This is a genomic window from Paraburkholderia sp. J10-1 (assembly GCF_905220165.1).
Lineage (GTDB): Bacteria > Pseudomonadota > Gammaproteobacteria > Burkholderiales > Burkholderiaceae > Paraburkholderia.
In genome coordinates this window covers 83,419-108,401 of record NZ_CAJMYW010000011.1, presented here as the reverse complement: position 1 = coordinate 108,401, position 24,983 = coordinate 83,419, and the positions used below count along the sequence as shown (strand labels likewise).

The 24,983-nt window shown below is 66.6% G+C and carries 25 protein-coding genes; 12 read left to right on the top strand and 13 right to left on the bottom strand.

Translation table 11 applies throughout. From position 1 onward, the window contains the following. Nucleotides 1-32: 32 nt before the first annotated feature. Entirely contained in the window at nucleotides 33-683 is a 651-nt protein-coding gene (locus U5A65_RS28985) for an ABC transporter substrate-binding protein (protein ID WP_321914080.1), read from the bottom strand. Nucleotides 684-874: 191 nt separating this feature from the next. Next, complete coding sequence (locus tag U5A65_RS28980) at nucleotides 875-1,105, bottom strand: hypothetical protein (protein ID WP_321948646.1); 231 nt, start codon at nucleotides 1,103-1,105, stop codon at nucleotides 875-877. A gap of 397 nt (nucleotides 1,106-1,502) precedes the next feature. Between U5A65_RS28980 and U5A65_RS28975 the strand changes: the two genes are divergently transcribed. The 10 genes from U5A65_RS28975 (at nucleotide 1,503) to U5A65_RS28930 (ending at nucleotide 10,333) form a co-directional block, all read left to right on the top strand. Next, nucleotides 1,503-2,369 (top strand): STAS domain-containing protein, encoded by an 867-nt coding sequence (locus U5A65_RS28975; protein WP_321914082.1) that lies wholly within the window; start codon nucleotides 1,503-1,505, stop codon nucleotides 2,367-2,369. A 37-nt stretch (nucleotides 2,370-2,406) separates the two neighbouring features. Beyond that, on the top strand, nucleotides 2,407-2,766 hold the full coding sequence (locus U5A65_RS28970) for an STAS domain-containing protein (RefSeq protein ID WP_321914083.1): 360 nt from the start codon (nucleotides 2,407-2,409) through the stop codon (nucleotides 2,764-2,766). Between the two features lie 53 nt (nucleotides 2,767-2,819). Then, nucleotides 2,820-3,245 carry an ATP-binding protein gene (locus U5A65_RS28965; protein ID WP_321948645.1) on the top strand — a complete coding sequence of 142 codons (426 nt, stop codon included), beginning with the start codon at nucleotides 2,820-2,822 and terminating at the stop codon, nucleotides 3,243-3,245. After that, complete coding sequence (locus U5A65_RS28960; RefSeq protein ID WP_321948644.1) at nucleotides 3,230-4,372, top strand: ATP-binding protein; 1,143 nt, start codon at nucleotides 3,230-3,232, stop codon at nucleotides 4,370-4,372. The genes U5A65_RS28965 and U5A65_RS28960 overlap by 16 nt, the downstream gene beginning before the upstream one ends. Continuing rightward, nucleotides 4,365-5,771 (top strand): sensor histidine kinase, encoded by a 1,407-nt coding sequence (locus U5A65_RS28955; RefSeq protein WP_321948643.1) that lies wholly within the window; start codon nucleotides 4,365-4,367, stop codon nucleotides 5,769-5,771. Before U5A65_RS28960 ends, U5A65_RS28955 begins: the two co-directional genes overlap by 8 nt. Beyond that, on the top strand, nucleotides 5,768-7,291 hold the full coding sequence (locus U5A65_RS28950; RefSeq protein WP_321948642.1) for a response regulator: 1,524 nt from the start codon (nucleotides 5,768-5,770) through the stop codon (nucleotides 7,289-7,291). Before U5A65_RS28955 ends, U5A65_RS28950 begins: the two co-directional genes overlap by 4 nt. Nucleotides 7,292-7,346: 55 nt before the next feature. Then, complete coding sequence (locus tag U5A65_RS28945) at nucleotides 7,347-7,814, top strand: GNAT family N-acetyltransferase (RefSeq protein WP_321936656.1); 468 nt, start codon at nucleotides 7,347-7,349, stop codon at nucleotides 7,812-7,814. 136 nt (nucleotides 7,815-7,950) lie between these two features. Further along, on the top strand, nucleotides 7,951-8,328 hold the full coding sequence (locus U5A65_RS28940; protein WP_321914089.1) for a DUF2306 domain-containing protein: 378 nt from the start codon (nucleotides 7,951-7,953) through the stop codon (nucleotides 8,326-8,328). After that, on the top strand, nucleotides 8,325-9,458 hold the full coding sequence (locus tag U5A65_RS28935) for a sensor histidine kinase (RefSeq protein ID WP_321914090.1): 1,134 nt from the start codon (nucleotides 8,325-8,327) through the stop codon (nucleotides 9,456-9,458). Before U5A65_RS28940 ends, U5A65_RS28935 begins: the two co-directional genes overlap by 4 nt. Continuing rightward, the gene (locus U5A65_RS28930; RefSeq protein ID WP_321914091.1) at nucleotides 9,455-10,333 is read left to right on the top strand and encodes a LytTR family DNA-binding domain-containing protein; all 879 of its coding nucleotides are present in this window, start codon (nucleotides 9,455-9,457) and stop codon (nucleotides 10,331-10,333) included. The genes U5A65_RS28935 and U5A65_RS28930 overlap by 4 nt, the downstream gene beginning before the upstream one ends. Nucleotides 10,334-10,357: 24 nt before the next feature. On the opposite strand, the gene U5A65_RS28925 is transcribed toward U5A65_RS28930, so the two are convergent. The 5 genes from U5A65_RS28925 to U5A65_RS28905 all read right to left on the bottom strand — a co-directional run bounded on the left by U5A65_RS28925 (nucleotide 10,358) and on the right by U5A65_RS28905 (nucleotide 16,027). Beyond that, on the bottom strand, nucleotides 10,358-11,146 hold the full coding sequence (locus U5A65_RS28925) for a helix-turn-helix transcriptional regulator (RefSeq protein ID WP_321948641.1): 789 nt from the start codon (nucleotides 11,144-11,146) through the stop codon (nucleotides 10,358-10,360). Between the two features lie 174 nt (nucleotides 11,147-11,320). Further along, on the bottom strand, nucleotides 11,321-12,082 hold the full coding sequence (locus tag U5A65_RS28920; protein WP_321936652.1) for an ABC transporter ATP-binding protein: 762 nt from the start codon (nucleotides 12,080-12,082) through the stop codon (nucleotides 11,321-11,323). After that, the gene (locus tag U5A65_RS28915; protein ID WP_321936651.1) at nucleotides 12,073-13,941 is read right to left on the bottom strand and encodes an ABC transporter permease subunit; all 1,869 of its coding nucleotides are present in this window, start codon (nucleotides 13,939-13,941) and stop codon (nucleotides 12,073-12,075) included. The genes U5A65_RS28920 and U5A65_RS28915 overlap by 10 nt, the downstream gene beginning before the upstream one ends. Nucleotides 13,942-13,944: 3 nt before the next feature. Next, on the bottom strand, nucleotides 13,945-14,844 hold the full coding sequence (locus U5A65_RS28910) for a branched-chain amino acid ABC transporter permease (protein WP_321936650.1): 900 nt from the start codon (nucleotides 14,842-14,844) through the stop codon (nucleotides 13,945-13,947). A gap of 16 nt (nucleotides 14,845-14,860) precedes the next feature. Next, complete coding sequence (locus tag U5A65_RS28905) at nucleotides 14,861-16,027, bottom strand: branched-chain amino acid ABC transporter substrate-binding protein (protein WP_321914096.1); 1,167 nt, start codon at nucleotides 16,025-16,027, stop codon at nucleotides 14,861-14,863. A gap of 273 nt (nucleotides 16,028-16,300) precedes the next feature. Between U5A65_RS28905 and U5A65_RS28900 the strand changes: the two genes are divergently transcribed. Further along, a complete protein-coding gene (locus U5A65_RS28900) occupies nucleotides 16,301-17,545 on the top strand; it encodes a D-amino acid dehydrogenase (RefSeq protein ID WP_321948640.1) in 1,245 nt (414 codons plus the stop codon). Then, entirely contained in the window at nucleotides 17,542-18,327 is a 786-nt protein-coding gene (locus U5A65_RS28895; RefSeq protein ID WP_321948639.1) for an aspartate/glutamate racemase family protein, read from the top strand. Before U5A65_RS28900 ends, U5A65_RS28895 begins: the two co-directional genes overlap by 4 nt. 16 nt (nucleotides 18,328-18,343) lie before the next feature. Here U5A65_RS28895 and U5A65_RS28890 read toward each other — a convergent pair whose 3' ends face one another. From U5A65_RS28890 to U5A65_RS28865, 6 genes are all read right to left on the bottom strand, one after another. Then, a complete protein-coding gene (locus U5A65_RS28890; protein ID WP_321914099.1) occupies nucleotides 18,344-19,309 on the bottom strand; it encodes a chemotaxis protein in 966 nt (321 codons plus the stop codon). A gap of 165 nt (nucleotides 19,310-19,474) precedes the next feature. Then, on the bottom strand, nucleotides 19,475-21,796 hold the full coding sequence (locus tag U5A65_RS28885) for an EAL domain-containing protein (protein ID WP_321948638.1): 2,322 nt from the start codon (nucleotides 21,794-21,796) through the stop codon (nucleotides 19,475-19,477). Between the two features lie 287 nt (nucleotides 21,797-22,083). Next, nucleotides 22,084-22,377: a hypothetical protein gene (locus tag U5A65_RS28880; RefSeq protein WP_321914101.1), complete on the bottom strand. Its 294-nt coding sequence runs from the start codon at nucleotides 22,375-22,377 to the stop codon at nucleotides 22,084-22,086. 22 nt (nucleotides 22,378-22,399) lie between these two features. Then, nucleotides 22,400-22,918, bottom strand: coding sequence for a hotdog family protein (locus U5A65_RS28875; RefSeq protein WP_321948637.1), 519 nt, complete (start codon nucleotides 22,916-22,918; stop codon nucleotides 22,400-22,402). Beyond that, nucleotides 22,915-23,742 (bottom strand): beta-ketoacyl synthase chain length factor, encoded by an 828-nt coding sequence (locus U5A65_RS28870; protein WP_321948636.1) that lies wholly within the window; start codon nucleotides 23,740-23,742, stop codon nucleotides 22,915-22,917. Before U5A65_RS28870 ends, U5A65_RS28875 begins: the two co-directional genes overlap by 4 nt. 5 nt (nucleotides 23,743-23,747) lie before the next feature. Then, nucleotides 23,748-24,953, bottom strand: coding sequence for a beta-ketoacyl-[acyl-carrier-protein] synthase family protein (locus U5A65_RS28865; protein WP_321948635.1), 1,206 nt, complete (start codon nucleotides 24,951-24,953; stop codon nucleotides 23,748-23,750). Nucleotides 24,954-24,983: the final 30 nt, after the last annotated feature.

Below are 24,983 nucleotides of genomic sequence, written 5' to 3'. Positions count from 1 at the left end.
CAGGTCACGCGAGTCGGGCGCAAAAACGCGCGTCACTGCGTTTGCGTCTTGCCCGACACGAGTTCCTGATTTCGCGCGACGAGGAACTGAATGAGCCCGTCCACGCCGCCCTGCTGGATCTTCTCGTTGAACTGCTGACGATAGGTCTGGATCAGCCACGCACCGAGCACGTTCAGGTCGTAAAGCCGCCAGCCCTGCGGCGTCTTGTACAGGCGGTAATCGATTTCGAGCGGATTGTTGTTGGTCTGCGCAAGCGTGCGCACCACGACGTCGGTGTCGCCGGGCGAGCTGCGCATGGGCGGGTAGTCGATCTTCTGGTCTGGCTTCAGTTGCGCGATGGCGCCCGAGTAGAGATGGATCAGCAACAGCTGGAACTGCTGCTCGATCTGCGCCTGCTGCTCGGGCGTGGCCGTGCGCCAATGCGGCCCCATGGCGAGGCGCGTGGTACGGCGGAAATCGACGTACGGAAGAATGTCGCGGTTGACGATGTCCTGAATGCGCGCGATGTCGTCGGGCGCGACAGACTTCGCGCGCACCTCGTCGAGCACCTGCTGCGTGGCGGTCCTGATGAGCGCCTGCGGGTCCGACTGGTCCACCTGGGCCGATTGGGCGAATGCCGCCGTGGCGGGCAGGAACGACAAACACCACGCAACGAGCGCGGTCATACGGAATAACCTGGTCATCGATATCTCTGGGCAATGGCGGGAGGGGCGAGGCGGCGCGAAGTCGATGAGCCGGCAACACCGGCATCCCGGCGCGCGAGCGCCGCAAGCCGGACGCACCGCGCGTGCGCACGCCAGTGCTCAGTCTAGCGGGTCGGGCGCTGTCCGGTCGGATCGCTGTGCGGCTCGTGCGGCTCACGCCGCTCGCGCATTCACGCGCGAGGCGGGCCCGCATGCCCATCGGACTGCGCGAGGAACGCCTCCAGCCCGAATAGCCAGGCAACGCAAAACGAGAGGCGCGAAAGCACACCCGGCATCAGGTCGCTGTTGCCATCCTCAGAGGCCTCCTCCAACGCGGTCTCGCCAGAAGCGAGCGCGCCGCCCAGTGGCGCGGACGTCGTCGATAACGGCGAGTGCTGGCGAGACAGGGATTCGGGCTCCATGGCGACGGTGCTCCTCGGTGCGGACCGGATTGTGATTGGCGCAGGCTATGGAGCAAGACACATGCCATCCGATGACATCACGCTTGACCTCGCCCTCACGCCGATCACGCATCGGTTGCGCGACTTCCGCTCTGTAAAAACTACAAGCGCGTCACGGCAAAGTGGAAAACCCCGCACGCGCCAGGCCCGGCAGCCGTTGCGCGGGCAGGCAGGCACGAAAAACGCATGCAGCCACACGCCCGCCCGTTCGCTTGCCTTGCATACGCACGTAATCGGTTCAATCGCGGTTCAATCGCGGTTCAATCGAAACCGAATTGGGATCGAATCGATACGAAGGTGTAAGGTTCAGCGGTTCGTCTCGACGACGAAGCGCGCGCCCCATCGCTCAGGAGATTGCATGAACACACCGGAACAGGTTCGCATTGCAGACATCCTCGGCCAGCATCGCGACACGCTGCTCGCCGAATGGCTGCGCCTGCATCTGCCGATCGCGCTGCGCCGCGGCCTCGCGATGGAAGGGGAAATTCGCGAGCAGTTCTCCGCGTTCCTCAATGTCTTTCTCGACACGCTGCCCAACACCGAAACCTTCGATGCGAGCCGCCCCGAATGGGAGCCGGTGCGCGCGTTCCTCGCGGACATGTCGGCGCACCGCGCGCGTCAGGGTTACACGCCGGTCGAGACGGCCACCTTCGTGTTCTCGTTCAAGGAGCCGCTCTACGCGCGCCTGCGCGAGGGCTATGCGCACAATCCCGCCGAACTCGCCCAGGTGAGCTGGCAGGTGAATCTGCTGCTCGACGGCTTTGGCCTCTACACCACCGACGTCTTCCAGAAAAGCCGCGAAGCAATCATCGCGCGCCAGCAGGAAGAGTTGCTGGAGCTCTCCACGCCTGTCGTGCAACTTTGGGAAGGCATTCTCGCGCTGCCGCTCATCGGCACGCTCGACTCCGCGCGCACCCAGGTCGTGATGGAGAGCCTGCTGCAAAAGATCGTCGACACGGGCGCGGGCCTCGCGGTCATCGACATCACGGGCGTGCCCACCGTCGACACGCTCGTCGCGCAGCATCTGCTCAAGACCGTGGCCGCCGCTCGCCTCATGGGCGCGGACTGCATCATCAGCGGCATCCGTCCGCAGATCGCGCAGACCATCGTGCACCTCGGTGTCGATCTCACCAACGTCACGACCAAGTCCACGCTCGCCGACGCCTTCGTCATCGCGCTGCAGCGCATCGGCGCGACCATCATCTCGCCGAAGGCCACGGCCTGAACGCCACTGAGCGTACGACGCACGGGAACCGCACACGATGGAACGCATTCCGATTCTGCGCCTCGGCGACTGCCTGATCGTCACGATCCAGGTGGACATGCACGACCGCCTCGCGATCGCGCTGCAGGACGACCTCACCGAGCGCATCGTGAAGGAGTCGGCCAAGGGCGTGCTGCTCGACATCTCGGCGCTCGACGTAGTCGACTCGTTCATCGGCCGCATGATCAGCAACACGGCCGCCATGGCGACGGTGCTCGACGCGCAAACAGTGGTGGTCGGCATGCAGCCTTCGGTGGCGATCACGCTGGTCGAGCTCGGCCTCACGCTTTCGGGCGTGCGCACCGCGCTGAACGTCGAAAAAGGCATGGCGCTGCTCAAGCAGCGCCAGATCCGTTAAGTCCCGTGACTCCCTCATGACTCCGTTAGCTAGCACGTCTCTTGCATTCGATCATGAATAGCAACGACACGACCGGAAGGCTCGCGGCCCAGGTGAGCCTGCGATCGGACGAGGAAATCGTCCGGCTGCGACAGATCGTGCGCGACGCCGCCATCGCGCAGGGGTTTTCGCTCATCGAGCAAACCAAATTCGTGACGGCGGCGAGCGAACTCGCGCGCAACACGCTGCAGCACGGCGGCGGCGGCGACGCGCGGCTGGAAGTGCTGGAACGAGGCGTGCGCGTGGGCCTGCGGCTCACGTTCGTCGATCAGGGCCCGGGCATTACCGACATCGAACGCGCGCTGCAAGACGGCTTCACGAGCGGCAATGGCCTGGGTCTGGGCCTGGGCGGCTCGCGGCGCCTGTGTGACGAGTTCACGATCGAATCGACTCAGGGTGCCGGCACGACGGTCACCATCACGAAATGGAAAGTACGCTAGACGGCGCGGCCGGTTCCGCCGGCGGCAGCCACCGGTCCTTCGAGATTGGCGACGCAAGCAGCGTCGCCTATGCACGCCGCGGCGCAGCCGAAGCCGCGCGCATTGCCGCGCTCACCGAGACCGACGCCGGGCGCCTCGCGATCGTGCTCACCGAAGCGGCCACCAACATCCTCAAGCACGCCGGCCACGGCGAGTTGCTCGTGCGAGCGCTCGAAGGCGCAGTGGAGCTGATCGCGCTCGACAGCGGCCCCGGCATGACCGACGTGGGCGCGGCGCTCGCCGACGGCCACTCCACGACCGGCACGCCCGGCACCGGGCTCGGCGCAATGCGGCGGCTCTCGAACCAGTTCGCCGTCTACGCGCAGCCGGGCATGGGCACCGTGCTGCGCGCGCTCGTGCAAAAGAGCGGCGGCAACGCCGCCCACGCGGCATTCACCGGACCCGAGATCGGCGCGGTGTGCGTGCCCTATCCCGGCGAGGAAGTCTGCGGCGACGGGTGGCTCGCGCAGGCCGACCAGAGCGGCCTCACGCTCGCACTGGCAGACGGTCTCGGCCACGGCGCCGAAGCCCACGTGGCCGCCGTGGCCGCGCTCGACGTGCTGCGCCGCCGCGCCGGGCTCGCGCCCGCCGCGCTCATGGAACTCTCGCACGCGGCGCTGCGCCCGACGCGCGGGGCCGCGCTGGCGCTCGTGCGCATCGACCTCGTGCGCGGCACGCTCGCGTTTTGCGGCACGGGCAACATCTCCGCGGCCGCGTATGGCGCGGGCCGTCCCGCGGAACGCCGCTCCAGCGATAGCCACGCCCCATCCGGCCATACGCACCGGGCCACCAGCGCCGGCACACCTTCCGCGCGCGAGTGCTACCAGATCGTCTCGCGCAACGGCATCGTGGGCCACACGATGCGCGGCACCCAGGAGTTCGAGCTGACGTGGAGCGAGAACGCGCTCCTCGTGCTGCATTCGGATGGTATCGGCACCCGCTGGGATCTTGCCGCCTGGCCCGGACTCGCCAACCAGCCCGCCGCCGTGATCGCGGCCGTCCTCTACCGAGACTTCGCGCGCCGGCGCGACGACGCCACCGTCGTCGTCGTGCGCGCCCGCCCCGGAGTACAGTTGAATCATGAATAAGCCCCTGCTGCGCATCCGGCTTGAAACCGCCCAGGACGTCGTTGCCGCGCGCCGCCGCGCGCGCGAACTGGCCGCCGGGCTCGGCTTCTCGCCGCTCGATCAGACGCGCATTGCGAGCGCCGTCTCCGAAATCGCCCGCAACGCCTTTGAATATGCGGGCGGCGGCGAAGTCACCTTCGCGCTGGAAAGCGAGCGCTCACACGAAGCGCTCGCCGTGCAGGTGAGCGACCACGGCCCCGGCGTGCGCGAGCTCGAAGCCGTGCTCGACGGCACGTATCAATCGCCCGGCGGCATGGGCCTCGGCATTACGGGCAGCCGGCGTCTGATGGACCGCTTCGACATTCGCTCCTCGGCGAGCGGCACGACCGTCACCATGGCCCGCGACTTGCCGCAAGAGCGCGGCGCGGTGGGCGGCGAGGAACTCGATCGCATCGTGCGGGAACTGTCCGCACGCAGTCCGCAAGAGGGCGTGCACGGCGACTCGCTCGAAGAACTGCAGCAGCAAAACCGCGAACTCGTCACGGCGCTCGACGAGCTGCGCGAACGCCAGGACGAACTCTCGCGCCTCGCACAGGAGCTGGAGGCGACCAACCGCGGTGTGGTGGCGCTCTACGCCGAGCTCGACGAGCGCGCCGAGGAGCTGCGCCGCGCCGACATGATGAAAACGCGCTTTCTCTCGAACATGAGCCACGAACTGCGCACGCCGCTCAGTTCGATCCGCGCGCTCGCGAACCTGCTGCTCAACCGGCTCGACGGCGACCTGAGCGTGGAGCAGGAGCGCCAGGTCCGGTTGATTCTTTCGTCTGCGGAAAGCCTGGGCGAGACCGTGAACGATCTGCTCGACCTCGCGAAGATCGAAGCCGGCAAGACCGAAGTCGTTCCCGCGTGGTTCGACGCCGCCGACCTCTTCGCCGCGCTGCGCACGATGCTGATGCCGCTGCTCGACACGCCGCACGTCACGCTCGAATTTGGCGCCACGACAGGCCTGCCGCAGCTTTACACCGACGAACCGAAGCTCACGCAGATCCTGCGCAATTTCGTCTCGAACGCGATCAAGTACACCGAGCACGGACAAATACGCGTCGGCGCCCAGTGCATGCCCGGCGATGGCGACGACGCGCGGATCACCTTCTTCGTCGCGGACACGGGCATCGGAATTGCGCCCGAGCACCACCAGATCATTTTCGAGGAGTTCGGCCAGGTGCAGAACCGCCTGCAGCAGCGCGTGAAGGGAACGGGTCTTGGCCTGCCGCTATGCCGCAAGCTCGCGGCGCTGCTGGGTGGCGAAGTGGGGGTGGAAAGCGAGCCCGGCGTGGGCTCGACGTTCCGCCTGAACATGCCGGTGCGCCTCGCTACGTCCTTCGAGGACGAACGCGAGACCTCCGGGGACGCGCCATGAACGCACCCGCCACGCTCATCCTCAACGTCGACGACAACGAAGGCGCGCGCTATGTGAAGTCTCGCGTGCTGCGCCACGCCGGCTACGCCGTGATCGAAGCCGCCACAGGCCAGGCCGCGCTCGAAGCCGTGCGTGAACAGGCGCCCGCGATCGTGCTGCTCGACGTGAAGCTGCCCGACATCAGCGGTATCGAGGTGTGCCGCCTCATCAAGTCGGACCCGGAAACGAACTCCACGCTCGTGCTGCAAACCTCGGCCGCGGCAGTGCAAACGCGCGACAAGATTCTCGCGCTCGACGGCGGCGCCGACAGCTACCTGACCGAACCCGTCGAACCCGCCGAACTCGTGGCGAACGTGCGCGCACTGCTGCGCCTCTACGCCGCCGAAAAAGCGTTGCGCGACGCCGACCGCCGCAAGGACCGCTTTCTCGCGACGCTTGCGCACGAACTGCGCAATCCGCTCGCGCCGATCCGCAACGCCATCGAACTGCTCGACCCGCGCCACGGCGCGAACGACACCATACGCGCCGACGCGCGGCAGATCGCGAGCCGCCAGGTCGAGCATCTCGGGCGTCTCGTCGACGACCTGCTCGACGTCTCGCGCATCTCTCACGGCAAGATCACGCTGCAGATGAGCACGCTCGACCTGCGCGAGATCGTCGCGATCGCTGTGGAAACGAGCCGCCCGTTCCTCGACGCGAAGTCGCAAACGCTCACGGTCGAGATCGACTGCGAGCCGTGCCATGTGACCGGCGACGCGATACGCGTGGCGCAGATCATCAGCAACCTGCTTTCCAACGCGGCGAAGTACACCGCCGAAGGCGGCCAGATCGCCTTGCGGCTCGAAGCGGACGTCTACGAGATCCTGATTCGCGTGCGCGACAACGGCATCGGCATCGCGCACGACGAACTGCCCTACGTGTTCGATCTCTTCATGCAGTCGCGCGAGGCCGTGAAGCGCGCCGACGGCGGCCTCGGCATTGGCCTCGCGCTCGTGCGCGAACTCGCGGAATTGCATGGCGGCTCGGCGAGCGCGAATTCGGACGGGCTCGGGCGCGGCTCGGAGTTCGTCGTGCGTCTGCCGCTCGCGCGAGCGCCGCAGTGCGAAGCGCCGTGCGAGCAGACGCCGGGCGCCGGAGAACACACTGCGCCGCCGCGCCGCCGCGTGCTGATCGCCGACGACAATGTGGATTCCGCCTCGTCGCTGCTCATGCTGCTGGAACTCGAAGGCCACGAGGTGCGTGTGGCCCACGACGGCCCGAGTGCGCTCGCGCTCGCGCAGACTTTCCTGCCTCACGTGGCGATACTCGACATCGGTCTGCCCGGCATGGACGGTCACGCGCTGGCGAAGGCGCTGCGCGCCGAGGCCGCGACGGCACGCGTGCAATTGATCGCGCTCACGGGCTACGGCCAGGAGCGCGACCGCCTGGCGGCGAGCGAGGCCGGCTTCGACCGGCATCTCGTGAAGCCCGCACCGTTCGAAGAGATTCTGCGGGAAATCGAACGCACGCCGCCGGGTTGAGGTTGAGGCTGAGGCTGAGGTAATCTGTGCGGTCCGCTCTCAGGAGAAGAACCGCATGGATGTGCGCCCTCTCGATGTTCAAGACCTCGAACTGATCTGCCGTCATCGCGAAGCCATGTTCCGCGAAGCGGGCCGCGACGAGGCCACGCTGCGTACGATGACGGAGCATTTTCGCGCTTGGCTCGCGCCGCGGCTTGCCAATGGCGCGTACTTTGGCTACGTGCTGAGCGAGCACGGCGTGGCGATCGCGGGCATCGGGCTCATGTTGATCGACTGGCCGCCGCATCCTCTACACCCCGAAACGGCCCAGCGCGGTTATGTGCTCAACGTCTACGTCGAGCCCGGCGCGCGGCGGCGCGGTCTCGCGCGCGAACTCATGCGGCTCGCCGATGAGGCATTCGCACGGCGAGGGGTGACGTACGCGATTCTGCACGCCACCGAACAGGGGCGTGGGCTCTATGAAGGCCTCGGGTGGGGCGCGACGACGGAAATGGCGAGGGCGCTGCCGCCCGCTCGCGCCTGATCCGCCACCACCCGCGCCGCGCCAGCCCCCGTTCGCGGCCACTTTCCCACCGTTCGTCGCAAGCCCCTCGCTCACCGCCGCGCCGCTCTCCACACTGCAGCCATCGACTCCGCTCGACCTGCCAAGGAGAGCCAGCATGCCTGTCATCATTGCGGCGCACGTCGTCGCCGCTACGCTTTCTGTCATACTCGGAACCGCCGTCACGCTGGCCGAAAAAGGCAGCATTCGGCACAAATGGCTCGGCCGCCTGTGGGTGCTGATGATGTTCGCGACTGCACTCAGTTCGTTCGACATCCGCGAACTGAATCCGGGGCATTTTTCCTGGGTTCACGGCCTTTCGCTGCTGACGTTCGCGAGCGTCGGGCGCGCCGTCTGGGCAATTCGCCACGGCAACGTGCGCGGCCACCGTCTGGCCATGCGCGGTTCGTTCTTCGCGCTCGTTGCGGCCGGCCTCGCCGCCGTTGCGACGCCACATCGGCTGCTCAATCTCATCGTCACGAGCTGGATCGCATGATTCCTGGCATGCACGTCGAGTTTCCGAACGCCTCCGCCCGCCACCCTGCGCCGGCTGCGAATGTCCTGCTGGCCGGGTTCGCGCGCGAGGGGGCGATCGTCGTCGTCGGGAACACACTGATCGCCGTCGCGCTCACCGCCGTTGGCTTTCACCGATTCATCGACAACTTCGTATTCAGCCAGGCGATCGGGCTCTCGATCATGCTGCTGCTCGACGTCGCCCGCTTCTTCCTGCAGCGCCGCAACGCCCTCACGGGCCCGCGGCTCGCTCTCGCGATGGTGCTGGCCATCATGCTCGGCGCGGAGCTCGGACGCTCCATTGCAAGCGTGGTGCTTGGCCTGGGCCTGCGCTACGCGTTCGAGACGAAAGATCTCCCGCTGACGGGCTGGATTGCGCTCACCGCCACGCTGCTCGTCACCTGGTATGGCTGGTCGCGCACGCGCATTGCCGAGCTGAGCGAGCAGGTCGCGCGCACGGCGTGGCAAAAGGAAGCCGCCGAGCGCACAGCGCTCAGCGCGCGCCTGCAGGCGCTGCAGGCGCAAATCGAGCCGCACTTTCTCTTCAACACGCTGGCGACGCTCGACAGCCTGATCGCGTCCGATCCCCCTCGTGCGCGCGAGCTGCTCGCCAGCCTCAACCGTTTCCTGCGCGCGACGCTGGAGGCCTCGCGCGCCCAAAGCGAAACGCTCGCGGTGCAGTTCAAGGTGCTCGACGCGATGCTCGCTGTGCACGCCATGCGCATCGGAGCGCGCCTCGTCTACTCGTTCGACCTGCCGCGCGATTGTGCCGATCTCCCGGTGCCGCCCATGCTGCTGCAGCCGCTCGTGGAAAACGCGCTCAAGCACGGCATTCAGGGCGCGCTCGAGGGCGGCAGAATCGACGTCGTCGCACGGCGCGTCGATGAACATGTCGAGCTGACCGTGACCGACACGGGCCCGGGTTTTGGCGCGACGCCGGGCACCCAGGGCGCGGGCGTCGGGCTCGTGAATGTGCGCGAGCGGCTTGCGGCGCTCTACGGCGAGCAGGCGTCGCTCACGCTGATCGAGAACGTGCCGCACGGCCTCGTGGCGCGTGTGCGGCTGCCTTTGCGTCATGCGCTTGACGTGAGCGTGCAGGAGTCCCGATCATGAAAAACCACACGCCCGGCGATGTGACACGAACCCGTGACACCCCGACCGCGCTGATCGCCGAGGACGAGCCGCTGATCGCCGCCGCGCTTGCGCGAGAACTCGCCGCCGTGTGGCCGGAATTGCGCATCGTGGCGACGGCTGGCAACGGCCACGAAGCCATCGAGCAAATCGGTAAGCTACAGCCCGACGTCGCGTTCCTCGACATCGCCATGCCCGGCGCGACCGGCCTCGATGTCGCGCGCGCCTGCGCGAATCTCGCCGCGCCACCGCAAATCGTGTTCGTCACCGCCTACGACGCTTACGCGCTCGAAGCCTTCGAGGCCGCGGCCATCGACTATCTGCTCAAACCCGTGGAAACCGCGCGGCTCGCGCGTACGGTGGAGCGCCTGCGCGCACGGCTCGCGCGATCGGCGGCGAGCGACACCGAGGCGCCGCAAATGCAGGCGGATCTGCAACGCGTGCTGCGCCAGCTGGAAGCGATCACGCAGGACGTTCGCGAAGCGCGGGCCGGTGCGCGAGCGGGCAACACGGATGACACCCCGCGCGCGACGCCGCTGCGTTATCTGCGCGCTTCCAGCGGCAACGACATCCGCATGGTGCCGGTGGAAGATGTTCTGTACTTCGAAGCAGCGGACAAGTACGTCGTGGTCACGACGCGCAGCGGCGAACTGCTGATCCGCACGAGCCTGCGAGAGTTGTGCGCGCAACTGGACCCCGAGCGTTTCTGGCAGGTGCACCGCGGCACGGTGGTCAATGTGGATCAGGTGGAAAGCGCCTCGGTCAGCGCGATCGGGAAGATGACACTGCAGCTGCGCGGCCATGCCGGCGCGCTCGCGGTGAGCCGGCAGTACGCTCACCTGTTCCGGCAGATGTAAGCGGGTCGCGAGGGCACGCTCGGCTCAACGCGGCTCGCTTTTTAGATACCGCTGGGGCGTCTCGCCCATCGTCTTGCGAAACATCGTGATGAACGCGCTCGCATTCGCGTAACCGAGTTCCGCCGCGATCTCCGCCACGCGCACGCCTTGCGCGAGCTTCGAAACCGCCTCGACGATGCGCAACTGCTGGCGCCAGTGGCCGAACGTCAGCCCTGTTTCGTCCTTGAAAAGCCGCGCGAGCGTGCGCTCGCTCGCGCCCACACGCTCGCCCCAGACGGAAAGCGAGTCGCCATTCGCCGGGTCCGCCAGCAGGACATCGCAAATCTGCCGCAAACGGCGGTCGAGCGGCAACGGCAGCCCTGCGCCCGACGCTTCGCGCGATTGGCGCATTTCACTGAGCAACAGCGGGGTAATGAGCGCGTGGCGGCACTCCGAGTTGCGCTCGCGGTCTTCGACCATCGCCACCACCAGTTCGCGTAGCAGCGACGAAACTCTCACGGCGTGGCATGCGGATTCCGGCCACGGCGACGCCTGCGGCTCGAAGACCACGCGATGCATGCGCACCGCGCTCGTCGCGATCAACTCGTGGCCCACGCGCGGCGCAAGCCACAGCCCGCGATGCGGACCAAGCGTCCACATGCCGATGGGCGTCGCCACGCGCAGCACGCCGCTCGTGGTGAAAACGAGCTGTGCCTGATCGTGCGAGCGCCGCGCCTGCCTCACACCTGCATCGTATTCATGGCTTGTCGCCGTGAAGGGCCGTTCGAACGTGCGCTGCGTGAGTTCAGGTCGATGGCAGCTGATCTGATCCATGAGTCCGGAATTTCTTCGCTGATTCAGCTAAGTTTGTCTATTTTTGCGCAATTTTTCTGTGAGCACATCGCGCGAGGTCGTCGTGTTCTGTATTTTGCATCGGATGACGATGAATTGCTAATGCAAACGAGAATGATTTGCAATTTATGCAACACGGATGTTTTGGCTGACCACCTATGCCCCCCCACCCTCCTGCGCCGCTGCGCCGCCGCCAAGATAGGTGGCACGCACCCGGTTGTCGTCGGCCAGTTCGTGGGCCGGACCCGCGAGCGCCACGCGGCCGCCTTCCAGCACATACGCCCGATTCGCAATGCGCAGCGCCTGCCGCGCGTTCTGTTCCACCAGCAGCACCGCCGTGCCTGCGTGGCTGATGCGCGCGATCACTTCGAAGATCGCGCGTACGAGCTTGGGCGCAAGCCCCATTGAAGGCTCGTCGAGCAGCACGAGTTTCGGCTTGAGCATGAGCGCGCGCGCAATCGCCAGCATCTGCTGCTCGCCACCGCTTAGCGTGCCCGCGAGCTGCTCCTTGCGCTCGCGCAGTCTGCTGAATGTTTCGTATGCCTGAGCAATGCCTTGATCGAGCGCGCCGGCGTCGTGCCGCAAGAGGTAACCGCCAAGGCGCAAATTCTCCTCGACGGTCAGGCCGCCGAAAATGCGCCGCCCTTCAGGCACATGCCCGATTCCAAGCGCAACGATACGATGCGACGGCAGCCCGACGAGCGCCTGCCCCGCAAACGCAATGCTTCCGCCGCGCGGGCGCAGCAGCCCGGAGATGGTGCGCAGCGTCGTGGTCTTGCCCGCGCCGTTGGCCCCGAGCAGCGCAACGATCTCGCCCGGCTCGACGTCGAGCGAAACGCCATGCAGCGCTTCGATGTTGCCGTAGTTCACGCGCAGGTCGCGAACGTCGAGAAGTTTGGCGGCCGTGTCTAACTCCATAACGACTTCTCCCCGTCCGCGGCGTCCGGTCCGTCGTCTTCTTCGGCCGTGCCGAGATAGGCGTCGATCACCACGGGGTTGTTCTGGATTTGCACGGGCGTGCCCTCGGCAATGATCTCGCCATGATCCATTACGATGATGCGGTCCGACACGCCCATCACCAGCGCCATGTCGTGCTCGATCAGCAGCACTGTCACGCCCAGGTCGCGGATGCGGCGGATCTGCGCCATCAACGCGTGTTTTTCGGTGGGGTTCATGCCGGCGGCGGGCTCGTCGAGCAGCAGGAGGCGCGGCTGGCTCGCCAGCGCGCGGGCGATTTCCAGCCTGCGCTGATCGCCATACGGAAGGTCCGAGGCATATTCGCTCGCGCGCGCGCCGAGCCCTACGAGATCGAGCCAGCGCTGCCCGAGCGCGCCGTGCTCCGCAGCCTCGGCGCGCGCGGCGCGCGTGCCCAGCAACTCCGCCACGAGGGCCGTGTGCAGACGATGATCCATGCCGATCAGCACGTTCTCGAACGCGCTCATGTGGTTAAAGAGCCGGATGCCCTGAAACGTGCGCGCTATGCCGCGATGCACGTTGCGATGGGGCGCGCCACCGGCAAGCGCTTCGCCGCGCCAGACGAGCCGTCCGCCGGTTGGGCGGATCACACCCGTCAGACAGTTGAACACCGTGGTCTTGCCCGCGCCGTTCGGGCCGATCAGCGCGAGAATCTCGCCGCTGCGCACCTGGAAGCTGATCCCGCCGATCGCGCGAACGCCGCCAAAGCGACGCTCGAGGGCATGCACCTCGAGCAGGGTTTCGCGCGCGGCGGCGGCTTCGAGGCCGCCGCTATCGGCGAGAGAAACGGCCGCCGTGGATTCCTTGCCCGCCGCTTCTGCGGCTTCCGCTTCGTGCGCCACCGTCGCTTCCTCGGGCCTCGGCGCGGCGCGCCTCACGCGCGCGGGCCACAATCCTTGCGGACGCAACAACATGAGCACGACGAGCGCCACGGCAAAGCCGAAAATGCGCCACAGATTCAGGAAGCGCAGCATTTCCGGCAGCCCCGCAACGATCAGCGCGCCCAGTATTACGCCGGGAATGCTGCCGCGCCCCCCCATCACGACGACGATGAGGATCGTCACCGACTGCAAATACGTGAACGCTGTGGGATCGATCGTGCCGAAGCGTGCGGCGAACAGACTGCCCGCCAGGCCACCGATCAGCGCGCCTAACACGTAGGCGAGCATCTTCACGCGCAAGGTCGCAACGCCCACCGCCTCGGCAGCGGCTTCATCCTCGCGGATGCTGGTCCACGCGCGCCCCAGGCGCGAACGCCCGAGCCGCACGGCGAACACGAGCACGACGATGAAGAACACCATGCCCAGCACGTACACCGAGCGCGGCGAACTGAACTCGAAGCCGAACAGGCTCGGCGGCTCGATACCGTAGATGCCGTTCGGGCCGCCGGTAATGTCGAGATTGGTGGCGACAATGCGCGTGATCTCGCCAAAGCCGAGCGTGACAATGGCGAGATAGTCGCTACGCAGGCGCAACGTGGGATAGCCAATCACGACGCCGGAAGCGCCTGCGAACGCGAGGCTGAACGGCAGCGTCGCCCAGAACGAGAAATGCAGCAGGGTTTCGAGCAGCGCCGTGGTGTAGGCGCCAATGGCAAAGAACGCCGCGTAGCCGAGGTCGAGCAACCCGGCGTAGCCCACGACGATGTTCAACCCGAGGCCGAGGATCGCATACGTGATGATGGTGAGCCCGACGTCGACGATATAGCCGCTTGCAAAGGCCGGCAACGCGGTCGCCGCCGCGATCAGCACGACGGCGGCGACCCATGTGGTTTGCCGGGATTGCCCAGCCTGTGCGCGCATGCCTCACATCCTCTCGACAACGCGTTCGCCGAACAACCCTGTCGGCTTCACCACGAGCACGGCAATCAGCACGCCGAACACGAACACGTCGGTCCACTGGGAGGACACATATCCCGCACCGAACGCTTCCAGCAAGCCGATCAGGAAGCCGCCCACCATCGCACCGGGAATATTGCCGATACCGCCGAGCACCGCCGCCGTGAATGCGCGCAGGCCGAGCACGAAGCCCATGAAGAAGTTGATCTGCGTGTAGAAAAGCCCTTCCATCACGCCGGCGACCGCAGCGAGCGCCGAACCGATAAAAAACGTGAGCTGGATGAGCCGCTCGACGTCGATGCCCATGAGGCGCGCCGCATCCTGGTCGATGGCGAGCGCGCGCATGGCCGTGCCGATAAACGTATGGTGTACGAATAAATACAGCGCGCTCATCAGCGCGAAGCTGGCCGCAACAATGCCGATCTGCGCGAACGTAATGTGCACGTTCGCAATATCGAAGCCGGTATGCGTGAGCAGGTGCGGATACGTGCGAAAGCCCGCGCCGTAGGCAATCAGCACGCCGTTCTCCAGCAGCAGCGAAACGGCGAGCGCCGTAATGAGAATGGAAAGGCGCGGCGCGCGCAGCAAAGGCTGGTACGCCACGCGCGCGATCGCCACGCCGAGCAGGCCGGTCGCGAGCATGGCCACCGCGAAGGCCACGAACAGTGCGAGCGCGAGCGGCAGGTGCGCGGCCGCGAGGGCGGCGAGCGCGGTCCAGCCCATGAACGCGCCCACCATGAAGAGATCCCCGTGTGCGAAGTTGATGAGCCGGATGATGCCGTAGACCATCGTGTAGCCGAGAGCGACGAGCGCGTAGAACGAGCCGATCGTCAGCCCCTCGACGACGAACTGGAAAAAGGTGCTCATGAGCGACCCGGGGCGCTTACTTCATGGTCACCCACTTGCCGTTTGCATCCTGGCGCTGATAAGGCTCGAACTGATCGTTGTGCACGACGACCGTGATGTACACGGCGCGGCTGCGATCGCCCTTCGGATTGAAACCGATCGTCCCCGTGGCGCCCGGATAGTTCGCGATCTTGTGCAGCGCCGCGCTGATGTCCGCGGGCTTGGCCGACTTCGCATCGGCCATAGCCTTGGCCGTCACGCCCACGGCGTCGTATTCATACACGGAATACGGCCCCGGCCCTTGACCATAGGACTTGTTGTACTGATCCACGTAGTCGTGCGCACCCGCGAGGAACTGCGCGAGCGGCGCGGTCGTGATGATCATGCCATCGGCGGCCGGCCCCGCCGTCTTCATGAGCGTCGGATCATTGGTGCCATCGCCGCCCATGAAGGTCATCTTCAGGCCCACCTGGCGCGCTTCCTTCACGAGCAGACCCGCCTCCGAGAAGTAGCCCGTGTAATAGATCACGTCCGGGTTCAGTGAGGATACCTTGGTAAGCGTCGGCGAATAATCCATCTGGCCCGGCGTGATCGAGTCGGCATACACCACGTCTACGCCCATCTTTTTGAGCGATTCGACCGTGTTCTGCGCGAGACCCTTCGCGTAGGTCGTGTTGTCGTCGATCACCGCCGCGCGCTTCACGTGCAGCGAATTCTTCATGAAGCTGGCCGCAAACGGCCCTTGCTCGTCGTCACGGCCAATCGTGCGAAACACGTTGTCGTAGCCCATTTCCGTGAGCTTCGGATTGGTCGAGGCATCGAGCACATAGGGAATGCCGGCCCGGTGGAACGCAGTCAACTCGGGCAATGCGGCGCTCGAGCAGTAGCCGCCCGCCACGGCGACCACGCCTGCATCCACGAGCTTTTGCGCAGCCTGAACCGCCGTTTGCGCATCGCAGGCGTCGTCTTCGGGTACGAGTTCGATCTGCTTGCCGAGCACCCCGCCTGCCGCGTTGATCTTCGCGGCCGCGAGCTTCGCGCCATTCAGGATATCCGTGCCCGCTGCGGCGCTGCTGCCCGAAAGCGGCACCGGCACGCCGATCTTGATCGTCTGGGCTTGTGCGAAGCCAGGCGCGAGCGCGGCAAGCGAAAGGAAGGTGAGCGCGAGGGTTGCGTGCAGCGTGCCATTGTTCTGAGGATTCATGTGAGCGGCTCCTGAGCGTGGACCCGACCGGGCGATGCCGCAACGCAGGCGAGCCCGCGCGGTCAGTTAGCGAAACGAAATAATTCGTCCGGTGCGATGCCCTGCAGGACTCGCTCGCTCATGGCGCGCAGCTTGCATGGGGACCGGTGCATAACGACTTATCCATGATAGATGCATGCCAGCGTTTAACTGCTATAGGGTATGCGCGTATACAAATCGCGTGCGCTTGGGGCGGCGTGAAGGTACTTTGTATACACGCATGGAGGCGCGCGAATGAAGACCATCGTGCTGGGCGGCGGCATAGCAGGCGTCACGAGCGCGTACTACCTCGCGCACGATGGCCGCGACGTCACCGTGGTCGAGCGACGCGGGGGCGTTGCGCTCGAAACCAGTTTCGCCAACGCGGGGCTCGTCGCGCCTGGCCATTCGTACACGTGGGCTTCGCCCCGCGCGCCGAAAATCCTGCTCAAATCGCTGTTCGTCGAGGGCCAGGCGCTGCGCCTGCACCTCAGGGCCGATCCGCACATGTGGGCATGGTGCGCGCAATTCCTGGCCAACTGTACCGAAGCGCGCTCGCGCGAAAATACCTCGCGCAAGGTGCGGTTATGCCGCTATTCGCAGCATCAACTGCAAGAGGTCACGACGCGCGAACAGCTCGAATACGACCGTATCAGCCGCGGCCTGCTCTATCTCTATCGCGACGCCGCCTCGTTCGAACGCGGCCGCGCTCACATGTCGATCCTCGTCGAAAACGGCCTGCCGCTCGAAACGCTCGACGCCGCGGCCGTCGCCGCGCGCGAACCCGCGCTCGCCCACGCGCGCGAGCGCATTGCCGGCGCGATTTACTGCCCGAGCGACGAGAGCGGCGACGCGCACCGCTTCACGCGCGCGCTCAAAGAGGTTTGCGAACGTATGGGCGTGCACTTCGTGTTCGACGCCCCGATCGAGGCCATCGAAGCCGCCGGCGACCGCATTACCGGCGTGCATACGCGCGCCGGCGTGATCCAGGGCGACGACTACGTGCTCGCGCTCGGCTCCTGGTCGCCGATCCTCGCGCGGCCGCTCGGCTACCGCATCGCGATCTATCCCGTGAAGGGCTATTCGGCGACGTTCCCCTGCGGGCCCGAACATCGGCCGCCCGACATGGGCGGCGTGGACGAGAATCACCTCGTGGCGTGGGCGCGATTCGGCGCGCGCCTGCGCTTCACCGCCACCGCGGATTTCGCGGGCTACGACACGCGCCATACGCCCTCGGATTACACGTCCATGATGCAGGCGGCACACGAACTCTTTCCTCAGGGCGCCGACTACACGCAGCCGACCTACTGGGCCGGGTTGCGCCCGATGACGCCCGAAGGCACGCCGCTGATCGGCCGCACGCGCCATCGCAACTTCTTCCTGAACACGGGGCACGGGCACATGGGCTGGACCATGTCGTGCGGCACCGCGAAACTGCTCGCGGACATCATGGCCGGGCGCGAACCCGAACTCGACATGACGGGACTGACGCTGAGATGAACACTACCGCACCGCCGCAAGATCACGAGGACACCTACACGAAGCTCGATTTCGCGCTCGACGGCGGCATTGCCCGCCGCGCCGCGATTGGCCTCGTCGTGCTGGCCACCGACCATACGATCGAACACGAATGGCGCGACTTGTTGCGCCAGCCGGGCGTGGCGTTCTACGAGAGCCGCGTGGAGAATTCGCCGGACATCACGCCGCCGCGTCTGGCGGAAATCGAAGCGCGCATCGCCCCGGCCGTGAGCCTGCTCTTGCCCGGCGAGCGGCTGGACGTGGTGGCGTTCGGCTGCACCTCGGCTTCTATGGTCATAGGCGAAGAGAAAGTCGCTTCGCGCATTCACGAGGCACGGCCCGGCATCGAATGCACCACGCCGATCACGGCGGCGCTCGCCGCGCTGCGCGCACTCGACGTGCGCCGCGTGGCGCTGCTGACGCCCTATGTGCGAACGATCAACGACTTCATGCGCGATTACATCGAGGCGCGCGGCGTGGCCGTCACGCGCATGGCCTCGTTCGAGCATGCGGACGACAACGAGGTGGCGCGCATCGACGCGAGTTCGATTCGCAGTGCGATAGACAGGCTCGCGCGCCACGACGACGCCGATGCGGTGTTCGTCTCGTGCACGAGTTTGCGCGTGGCCTCGCTGGTGCTGGAGATCGAAGCGCAGACCGGCAAGCCCGTGCTGTCGAGCAACTACGCGATGGCCTGGCACGCGCTGCGGCTCGCAGGGGTGCGGGATAGCGAGCCGCAGTTGGGGAGGTTGTTTGCGCGTTAGCGAGAGTCAAAGCGAATCACGCGTAAACCGGCTTCCCGGCAAGCGCGCTGCGAATCGCCCCCGCCAGATCGCCAGCGGCGAACTTGGCCACATAACCGCTCGCGCCAGCGTTCTTTACGTGCGCTTCATTCGCGGTGCCCGTAAGCGACGAATGGATCACCACGGGAATATCCACGGTCCGCGGGTCCGCCTTGATCTTGCGCGTGAGCGTGAAGCCATCCATCTCCGGCATTTCGAGGTCGGTCAGCACGAGCGCAATGCGATCCTTCGCACGCACGCCGTCGCGCTCCGCGCTCGTCGCGATCGCGTCGAGCTGTTTCCATGCTTCGAGGCCCGTCTTCGCCATCGTGTATTCCACGCCGAGCGCCTTGAGGCTCTGGCCGATCAACTCGCGCGCGAATCCCGAGTCGTCGGCGGCCAGCACCTTCGCGCCCGCCGGAATCATCGCGGGCTCGCCCACGTCCTCCGCCACGACCGCGCCGTGCTGCGCCGGGAACACGTCGCGCAGCACCTGCTCCACATCCACCACCTGCACGAGCCGCTTGCTCTCGGGGTCGTTCTCGAGCCGCGCGATGCTCGTCACGCGGTTGCCCATCGTGACGTCGGCGGTCAGCACCTGGCTCCATTCGAGCCGCACGATCTCGTCCACGCTTTCGAGCGCGAAGCCCTGCGTGGAGCGCGCGAATTCGGTCACGAGCAGGATGTTCAGTCCCGTGGCCGGCTCGCAGCCCATGAGCCGCGGCAGGTCGATCACGGGCATCACCTGGCCGCGAATGTTCGCCGCGCCCAGCACGTAGGGCGACGACGCCGCGATCGGCGTGATCGCCGGCATGCTCAGGATTTCCCGTACCTTGAAAACGTTGATGCCGAAGACTTCGCCCACCTCGCTGCCCGGCGCCGCGCCGAGACGGAATAGCAAGAGTTCGAACTGGTTCGTGCTTGTCAGGCGCGTTCGTTCGTCGATTGCGAAGCCGCTGTCCATGATTCTCTCGTGTCCTTATCGTGTGCCGCTTTGTCCGGTGCGAACCGATGCTCGTGGCATCGGTTCCCTGTCTTCCGTCTACGGCCTCGCGCGGGAATTCTTGAGCCAGCTTTCAACCTGTTACTTCCGCACGACCGTGCCGTATCCGGGCACATCCACGCGCCCTCACGCGCCCTCCCGCACGTGGCCGGCGGCATGCTCGCGCAGCAGCGCCGCGCAGGCCTGGGCGCTCACCGGACGGCCGAACAGGTAACCCTGCTGCCGCTCGCAGCGCAGCGAGCGGAGAAACGAGGACTGCTCGGGCGTTTCCACGCCTTCGGCGGTCACGCGCATGCCGAGCGAATGCGCCATCGCCACGACGGCCTGGGTGATCGCCACGGAATCGCGGTTGCCCGGCAAGCCCGCCACGAACGTGCGATCGACCTTCAGATGGTGCAGCGGAAAACGCTTCAGATACGAGAGCGACGAATAGCCGGTGCCGAAGTCGTCCACCGAAATGCGCACGCCAATGTCGTTGAGCGCGTGCAGCAGAGGCAGCACGCTCTGGCTGTCGCTCATGAGAATGCCTTCGGTGATCTCCACTTCGAGCGCGTCGGGCGCGAGTCCGGTACGCGCAAGACAGTCCTCGACCTGTTCGACCAGCCCGTCTGCAATCTGGCGCGGCGAAAAGTTGACCGCCATGACGAAGTCGGGCGCAAAGAGGCGCCGCCACTGCGCGGCCTGGCGGCACGCATGCTCGAGCACCCACTGGCCGATCGGGATGATCATGCCGGTGTCCTCGGCCACGGGAATGAACTCCACGGGCGAGACCTGCCCCAGCTCCTCGCTCTCCCAGCGCAGCAGCGCCTCCGCGCCGATCATGCGGCCGCTTTCGCCATCCACGATCGGCTGATACACGAGGCGCAGCTCGCCCGAAGCGAGCGCGCGGCGCAGCCCCCGCTCGATCTGGAAACGGCGCTGCAGGCGCTGGCGCAATTCGGTCGTGAAGAACTGGAACTGGTTGGTGCCGCGCTGCTTGGCCGCGTACATGGCCGAGTCGGCGTTGCGGATGAGCGCGGCGGCGCTGCGGCCGTCGTCGGGATACAGACTGATGCCAATCGACGCACCCAGGTAGTACTCGTTGCCCGCCACCGCGAACGGCGCAGCGATCGCGGCGAGCACGCGCTGCGCCAGCGCGACGAGTTCGTCCACGCTCTCGTAGCAGCACACCGCGATCACGAATTCGTCGCCGCCCACGCGCGCGAGCGTGTCCGCGTCGCTCACGCAAGCGGCGAGCCGCCGCCCCACGTCGCGCAGCAGCGAGTCTCCCGCCTCGTGGCCGCCCGTGTCGTTGACCTTCTTGAAGCCGTCGAGATCGACGAAGAGGAGCGCGGGCCGCGCCGAGCAACTCGCCGTTTCGAGCAGCGTGTGCATGCGCTCGGCGAGGAACGTGCGGTTATAGAGCCCCGTGAGCGGGTCGCGCGTGGCGAGATAGCGCAATTGCTGCTGCGCTTCGCGCACGGGCCCGATGTCGGTGAACGAAACCACCACGGAAACCGGCTCGCTTTCGCCGGACCGGAAAATCGGCAGCACGTTCTCGCTCACCCACACGATCTCGCCATCCGCGAGTTCGAGGCCAACCGTCTCGCCGAGCACCGGCTTGCCCGTCTTGAGCGCCTGCATGCTCGGGCGCTTCGAGATGGGCAGCGGCTTGCCGCTTTCGTCGAGCACGCGCGGAATCACCTTCAGGATGCTCAGGCCGATGGCGTGCTCGGGCAGCCGCAGCATGCGCCGCGCGCTGCGGTTGCAGGCGAGCACGGTGTCGTCGCGGGCCTGCATCACGATGCCTTCGTTAAGGTGATCCACCACGAGGCGATGATGCTCTTCGCTCAGCGCGAGACGCTCGGCCATGGTCTGCTGGTTGAGCATGGCCGCGACGCTGCTGGCGATATCGCACAGCAACGCCTCCTCGGCCGCGGTGGGCCGCCAGGGCCGGCTCTGGTACACGGCGAGCGCACCCATTACGCCGCCACTGTCGTCGTCGAGCGGTGTGGTCCAGACTGCGCGCAGGCCGCTGTCGAGCGCGATGCGGCGGTACTCGCCCCATTCGTCTGCGCGTTCGAAGTCGTCGACGCAAACCGTGCGCCGCTCGTGGATTGCCGTGCCGGACGGGCTCGTGCCGGAACCGACCGGCGTGCCGTCGAACGCGGCGTGATACTGCGCCGGCAATGACGGCGCGCTGCCGATGCGCAGGCGCCGGCCGTCGCCGTCCAGTTGCAGGATCGCGCAGTTCGCGCCCTCGCCCAGCAGCCGTTCGGCGCGGCAGCAGACCTCCGCCAGCAGTTCCGGCAGCGGCATGCTGCGCGACACCAGCCTGAGTACGTTTCGCTCTTCAGCGAGCGCCGCATCCGCTCCGCTCACGGCCTCGCTCGATTCTTTCGACACCTCCGACTGACCGCCCCGTGATCCCGCTGCGCCGAACGCTCCCGCCGCCTGGGAATAGACCATACCTTCTTCCCCTCTTCTTGCCGCAGTGCGTGTGATGCACGTCGCGCCCGCGGCCGGCCCGATCTTTGTTGTGGTGTGAGGCGCACCGTTCGCCGCGAGGCGAGCGATGACGCCGCCCCTGCATTAACGGCAGGGGCGGCGGTATCTTGAAGTGTTGAGTGGGAACGCTGGCGAGGCGGATTTCAGGGCGCGGACGGGAAGGCACGCCGAGTGGACGGAGGCGCGCGAAGCGTAGGTACGCGCGAGGGTAAACGCCTACGAATGCCGGCGCGTAGCTGAAAACCGCCTTACGCCTGGCTCTTCTCGCTGCTTTCGCTGCTGCCGTCTTTATGGAACACGCGCTTGGTCGCACGCTTCGTGGCCTCGTAGCCTTCGCGCGACACATGCGCGATGCCGTGGCCCACTGTCTTCGCCGCATTCGCGGTGGCGTGGCCGAAGTCGCGCGCGGCGTGGCCGGTTTTCGTGGCCGCTTCCTTCGAGTCGTGCTTGATGTTCTCCTTCACTTCGTGAAGGTCGGCGTGCGCCATCGTGCTGGCCATGCCCAGCACGAGCGCGGCAAGTATGAACCGTTTGGATTTCATCGTCGGGCTCCCTTTTGTATTGTCATCGAATGACTGCGGACGCGTCGAGCATGACCGCCGCGCGTCCCGTCAACAGCACGCGGCCCTCGCCGCGCAGCGTAAAACCATAGAGGATCGTGTTGCCGCTGCCGCTCACGCGCTCGGCTTCGATCGCGAGCGGCGTAGCGAGCGTATCGAGGCGGTCAACGTGCGCAATCACGTTGCGCACGCTAGCAAGAAAACCCACGCGCGGGCGGTCCGCCGCTGCACCATCCATTGCACCGAGCAACGCGCCGTGCACCGCCATCGCCTGCGCGGCAAATTCCACGCCGCATACCGCCGCGAGACGGCCGCGCGAGCGCAGCGGATTGTGTGGATCGCGATGGCTCGTTGCCGTACAACGGATATGCGTTTCGTCCCACGCTTGCACGCCATCGAGCAGGCACATCGCGCCGCTATGCGGTATGCGCGCCGCGATCCATGCGCGGTCGATCGGCGCAATCGTCGCAGCGCTCGCGATCACGTCCGCGAGGGTACCCGGCAGGGCGGCTTGCGTCGTCATGCGCCCTCTCCAAACGCACCCGCGGGCGCCACGTCGATTTGCACGCGCAATTCGGGCAAATAGTCGATAACCACGCTTGCCGGCCGGCCGGACTTCTCCATGCACGCCAGCGCTTCGAGCAACGGCAGCGCACGCGCGGCGGGATTGTTCGTGCGCAGCGCTTCGAGTTCCGGCGAGGCAAGCGGCGTCGCGAGCGCTTCGGTGAGCGTCACATCGAGCCGCGCGATCGTCGTCGCGCTCGCCTGCGGCGCGAGCACGAGCGCCACGCCAAATGCATCGGCCACGGGACGCAGCGCGTGCAGCGGCTCGGGATAGTCGGCGTCGTAGGCGATCAGCAAGGTAGGCACGCCGTCCACGGCCACCTGGCACGCGCTTTCGATCAGACCCGCTGCGAAGCTGCCGTCGTGCGCGCACAGCACGTTCGACGTGGCCTGGTCGCGTGTCGCAATGCTCCAGTAGCCCGCCGGCGCGTTGTGCACCGAGTTGTGAAAACGCGTGGGCGAAAGCAGACGATCCTCGCCGGCAAGCGCGTCGCAGATTATGTGGCAGTTCTGACCATCTCCGCCCGAGGCGGCGAACACGGTGGCCAGCGTGGTGGCGTCGCGGCCGCTTGCCGCGACGGCTTCGTGGCCCACGGCCAGCGCGGTCTTGACGACCGCGCCGGTGCGGCGGCGCTCTGCCGCCGGCAGACCTTCCGGCGGCGGCAGCACCGTGCGTGCGCTCGCGTAGGGCGTGCGCGCGGCGAGCACGTCTGCGGCCTGCGGCCAGTTGGCAAGACCCGGGCCAATCACGCCGACGCTTTCAATGAATGCGCAAAGTCTCATGGCGGTCATCCGTGATGTGCGCGGTCCGCGCGGCCGAACAGGAGGCTGCAGTTCGTGCCGCCAAAACCGAATGAGTTGCTGAGCGCGGCACCCACTTGCGACTCTCGGCTTTCGAGCACGTAGTCAAGGCCGAGCGCCGCGTCGGGCTGCGTGGTGTTGACGCCGGCGGGCACGAAGCGATGGCGCAGCGCGAGCGCCGAGATCACCGCTTCGAGCGCGCCCGCCGCACCGAGCGTGTGCCCCGTCGCGCCCTTGGTCGAACTGCACGGCGTGCGCTCGAACAGGGCGTTGACCGCGCGGCTTTCGGCGGCGTCGTTGCTCGGCGTGGCCGTGCCATGCAGATTGATGTAGCCGACCTCGCTTGCGGCCACGCCTGCTGTGGAAAGTGCCTGCGTCATTGCGGCGCGCGCGCCGAGTCCCTCGGGATGCGGCGACGACATGTGGTGCGCATCGCTCGATTCGCCCACGCCAAGCAGCAGGATGGCGTCGTCGTCCGGCGTGGCGGGCGGGCGTTCGAGAAAGGCGAACGCCGCGGCCTCGCCAATCGAAATGCCGTTGCGATTCACGTCGAACGGGCGGCACGGGTCGCGCGAAAGCAGTTCGAGCGAATTGAAGCCGTACAAGGTTGTCAAGCAGAGCGAATCGACGCCGCCTACCACCGCCGCGTCGATCAACCCCGCTTCGATCATGCGGCGCGCGGATCCGAACACCTTCGCGCCCGAAGAACAGGCAGAAGAAATCGAGGTTGCCGGTCCGCGCAGGCCGAAATACGCGCGCACGAATGAGGCCAGCGCGAACGGGTTGTGCGTTTGTGCGTAGTGGAAGCCCGGCCTGAGCGCGCCGCTTTCCAGGTCCCGCTGCCGGTACGCGTTTTCGGTTTCGAGAATGCCCGAGGTGCTGGTGCCGACGAACACGCCCACGCGATCCGCACCATAGCGTGCAATCGCGGCCCGAACGTGCTCGGCAAACCCGTCCTGCGTGAAGCCGATTTGCGCGAGGCGGTGGTTGCGGCACGCGTAGTCCGCGAGGTCGGCACGCACGGTCTCGCTCTCCAGGTCCGCCACCGCGCCGATCCACGTATCGAGATCCGCGCGCGCGAAGTCGCAGCGCGCGAGCCCACCGCGCTTGCCGCGCAACGCAGCGAGCGTCGCGTCGAGCCCGCGCCCGAGGCAGCTGGTAGCGGTGAAATGCGAAAGGAGGAGTGGTTTCACGTCAGTCGGTCCGTTGTCGCTGCGGTGGAA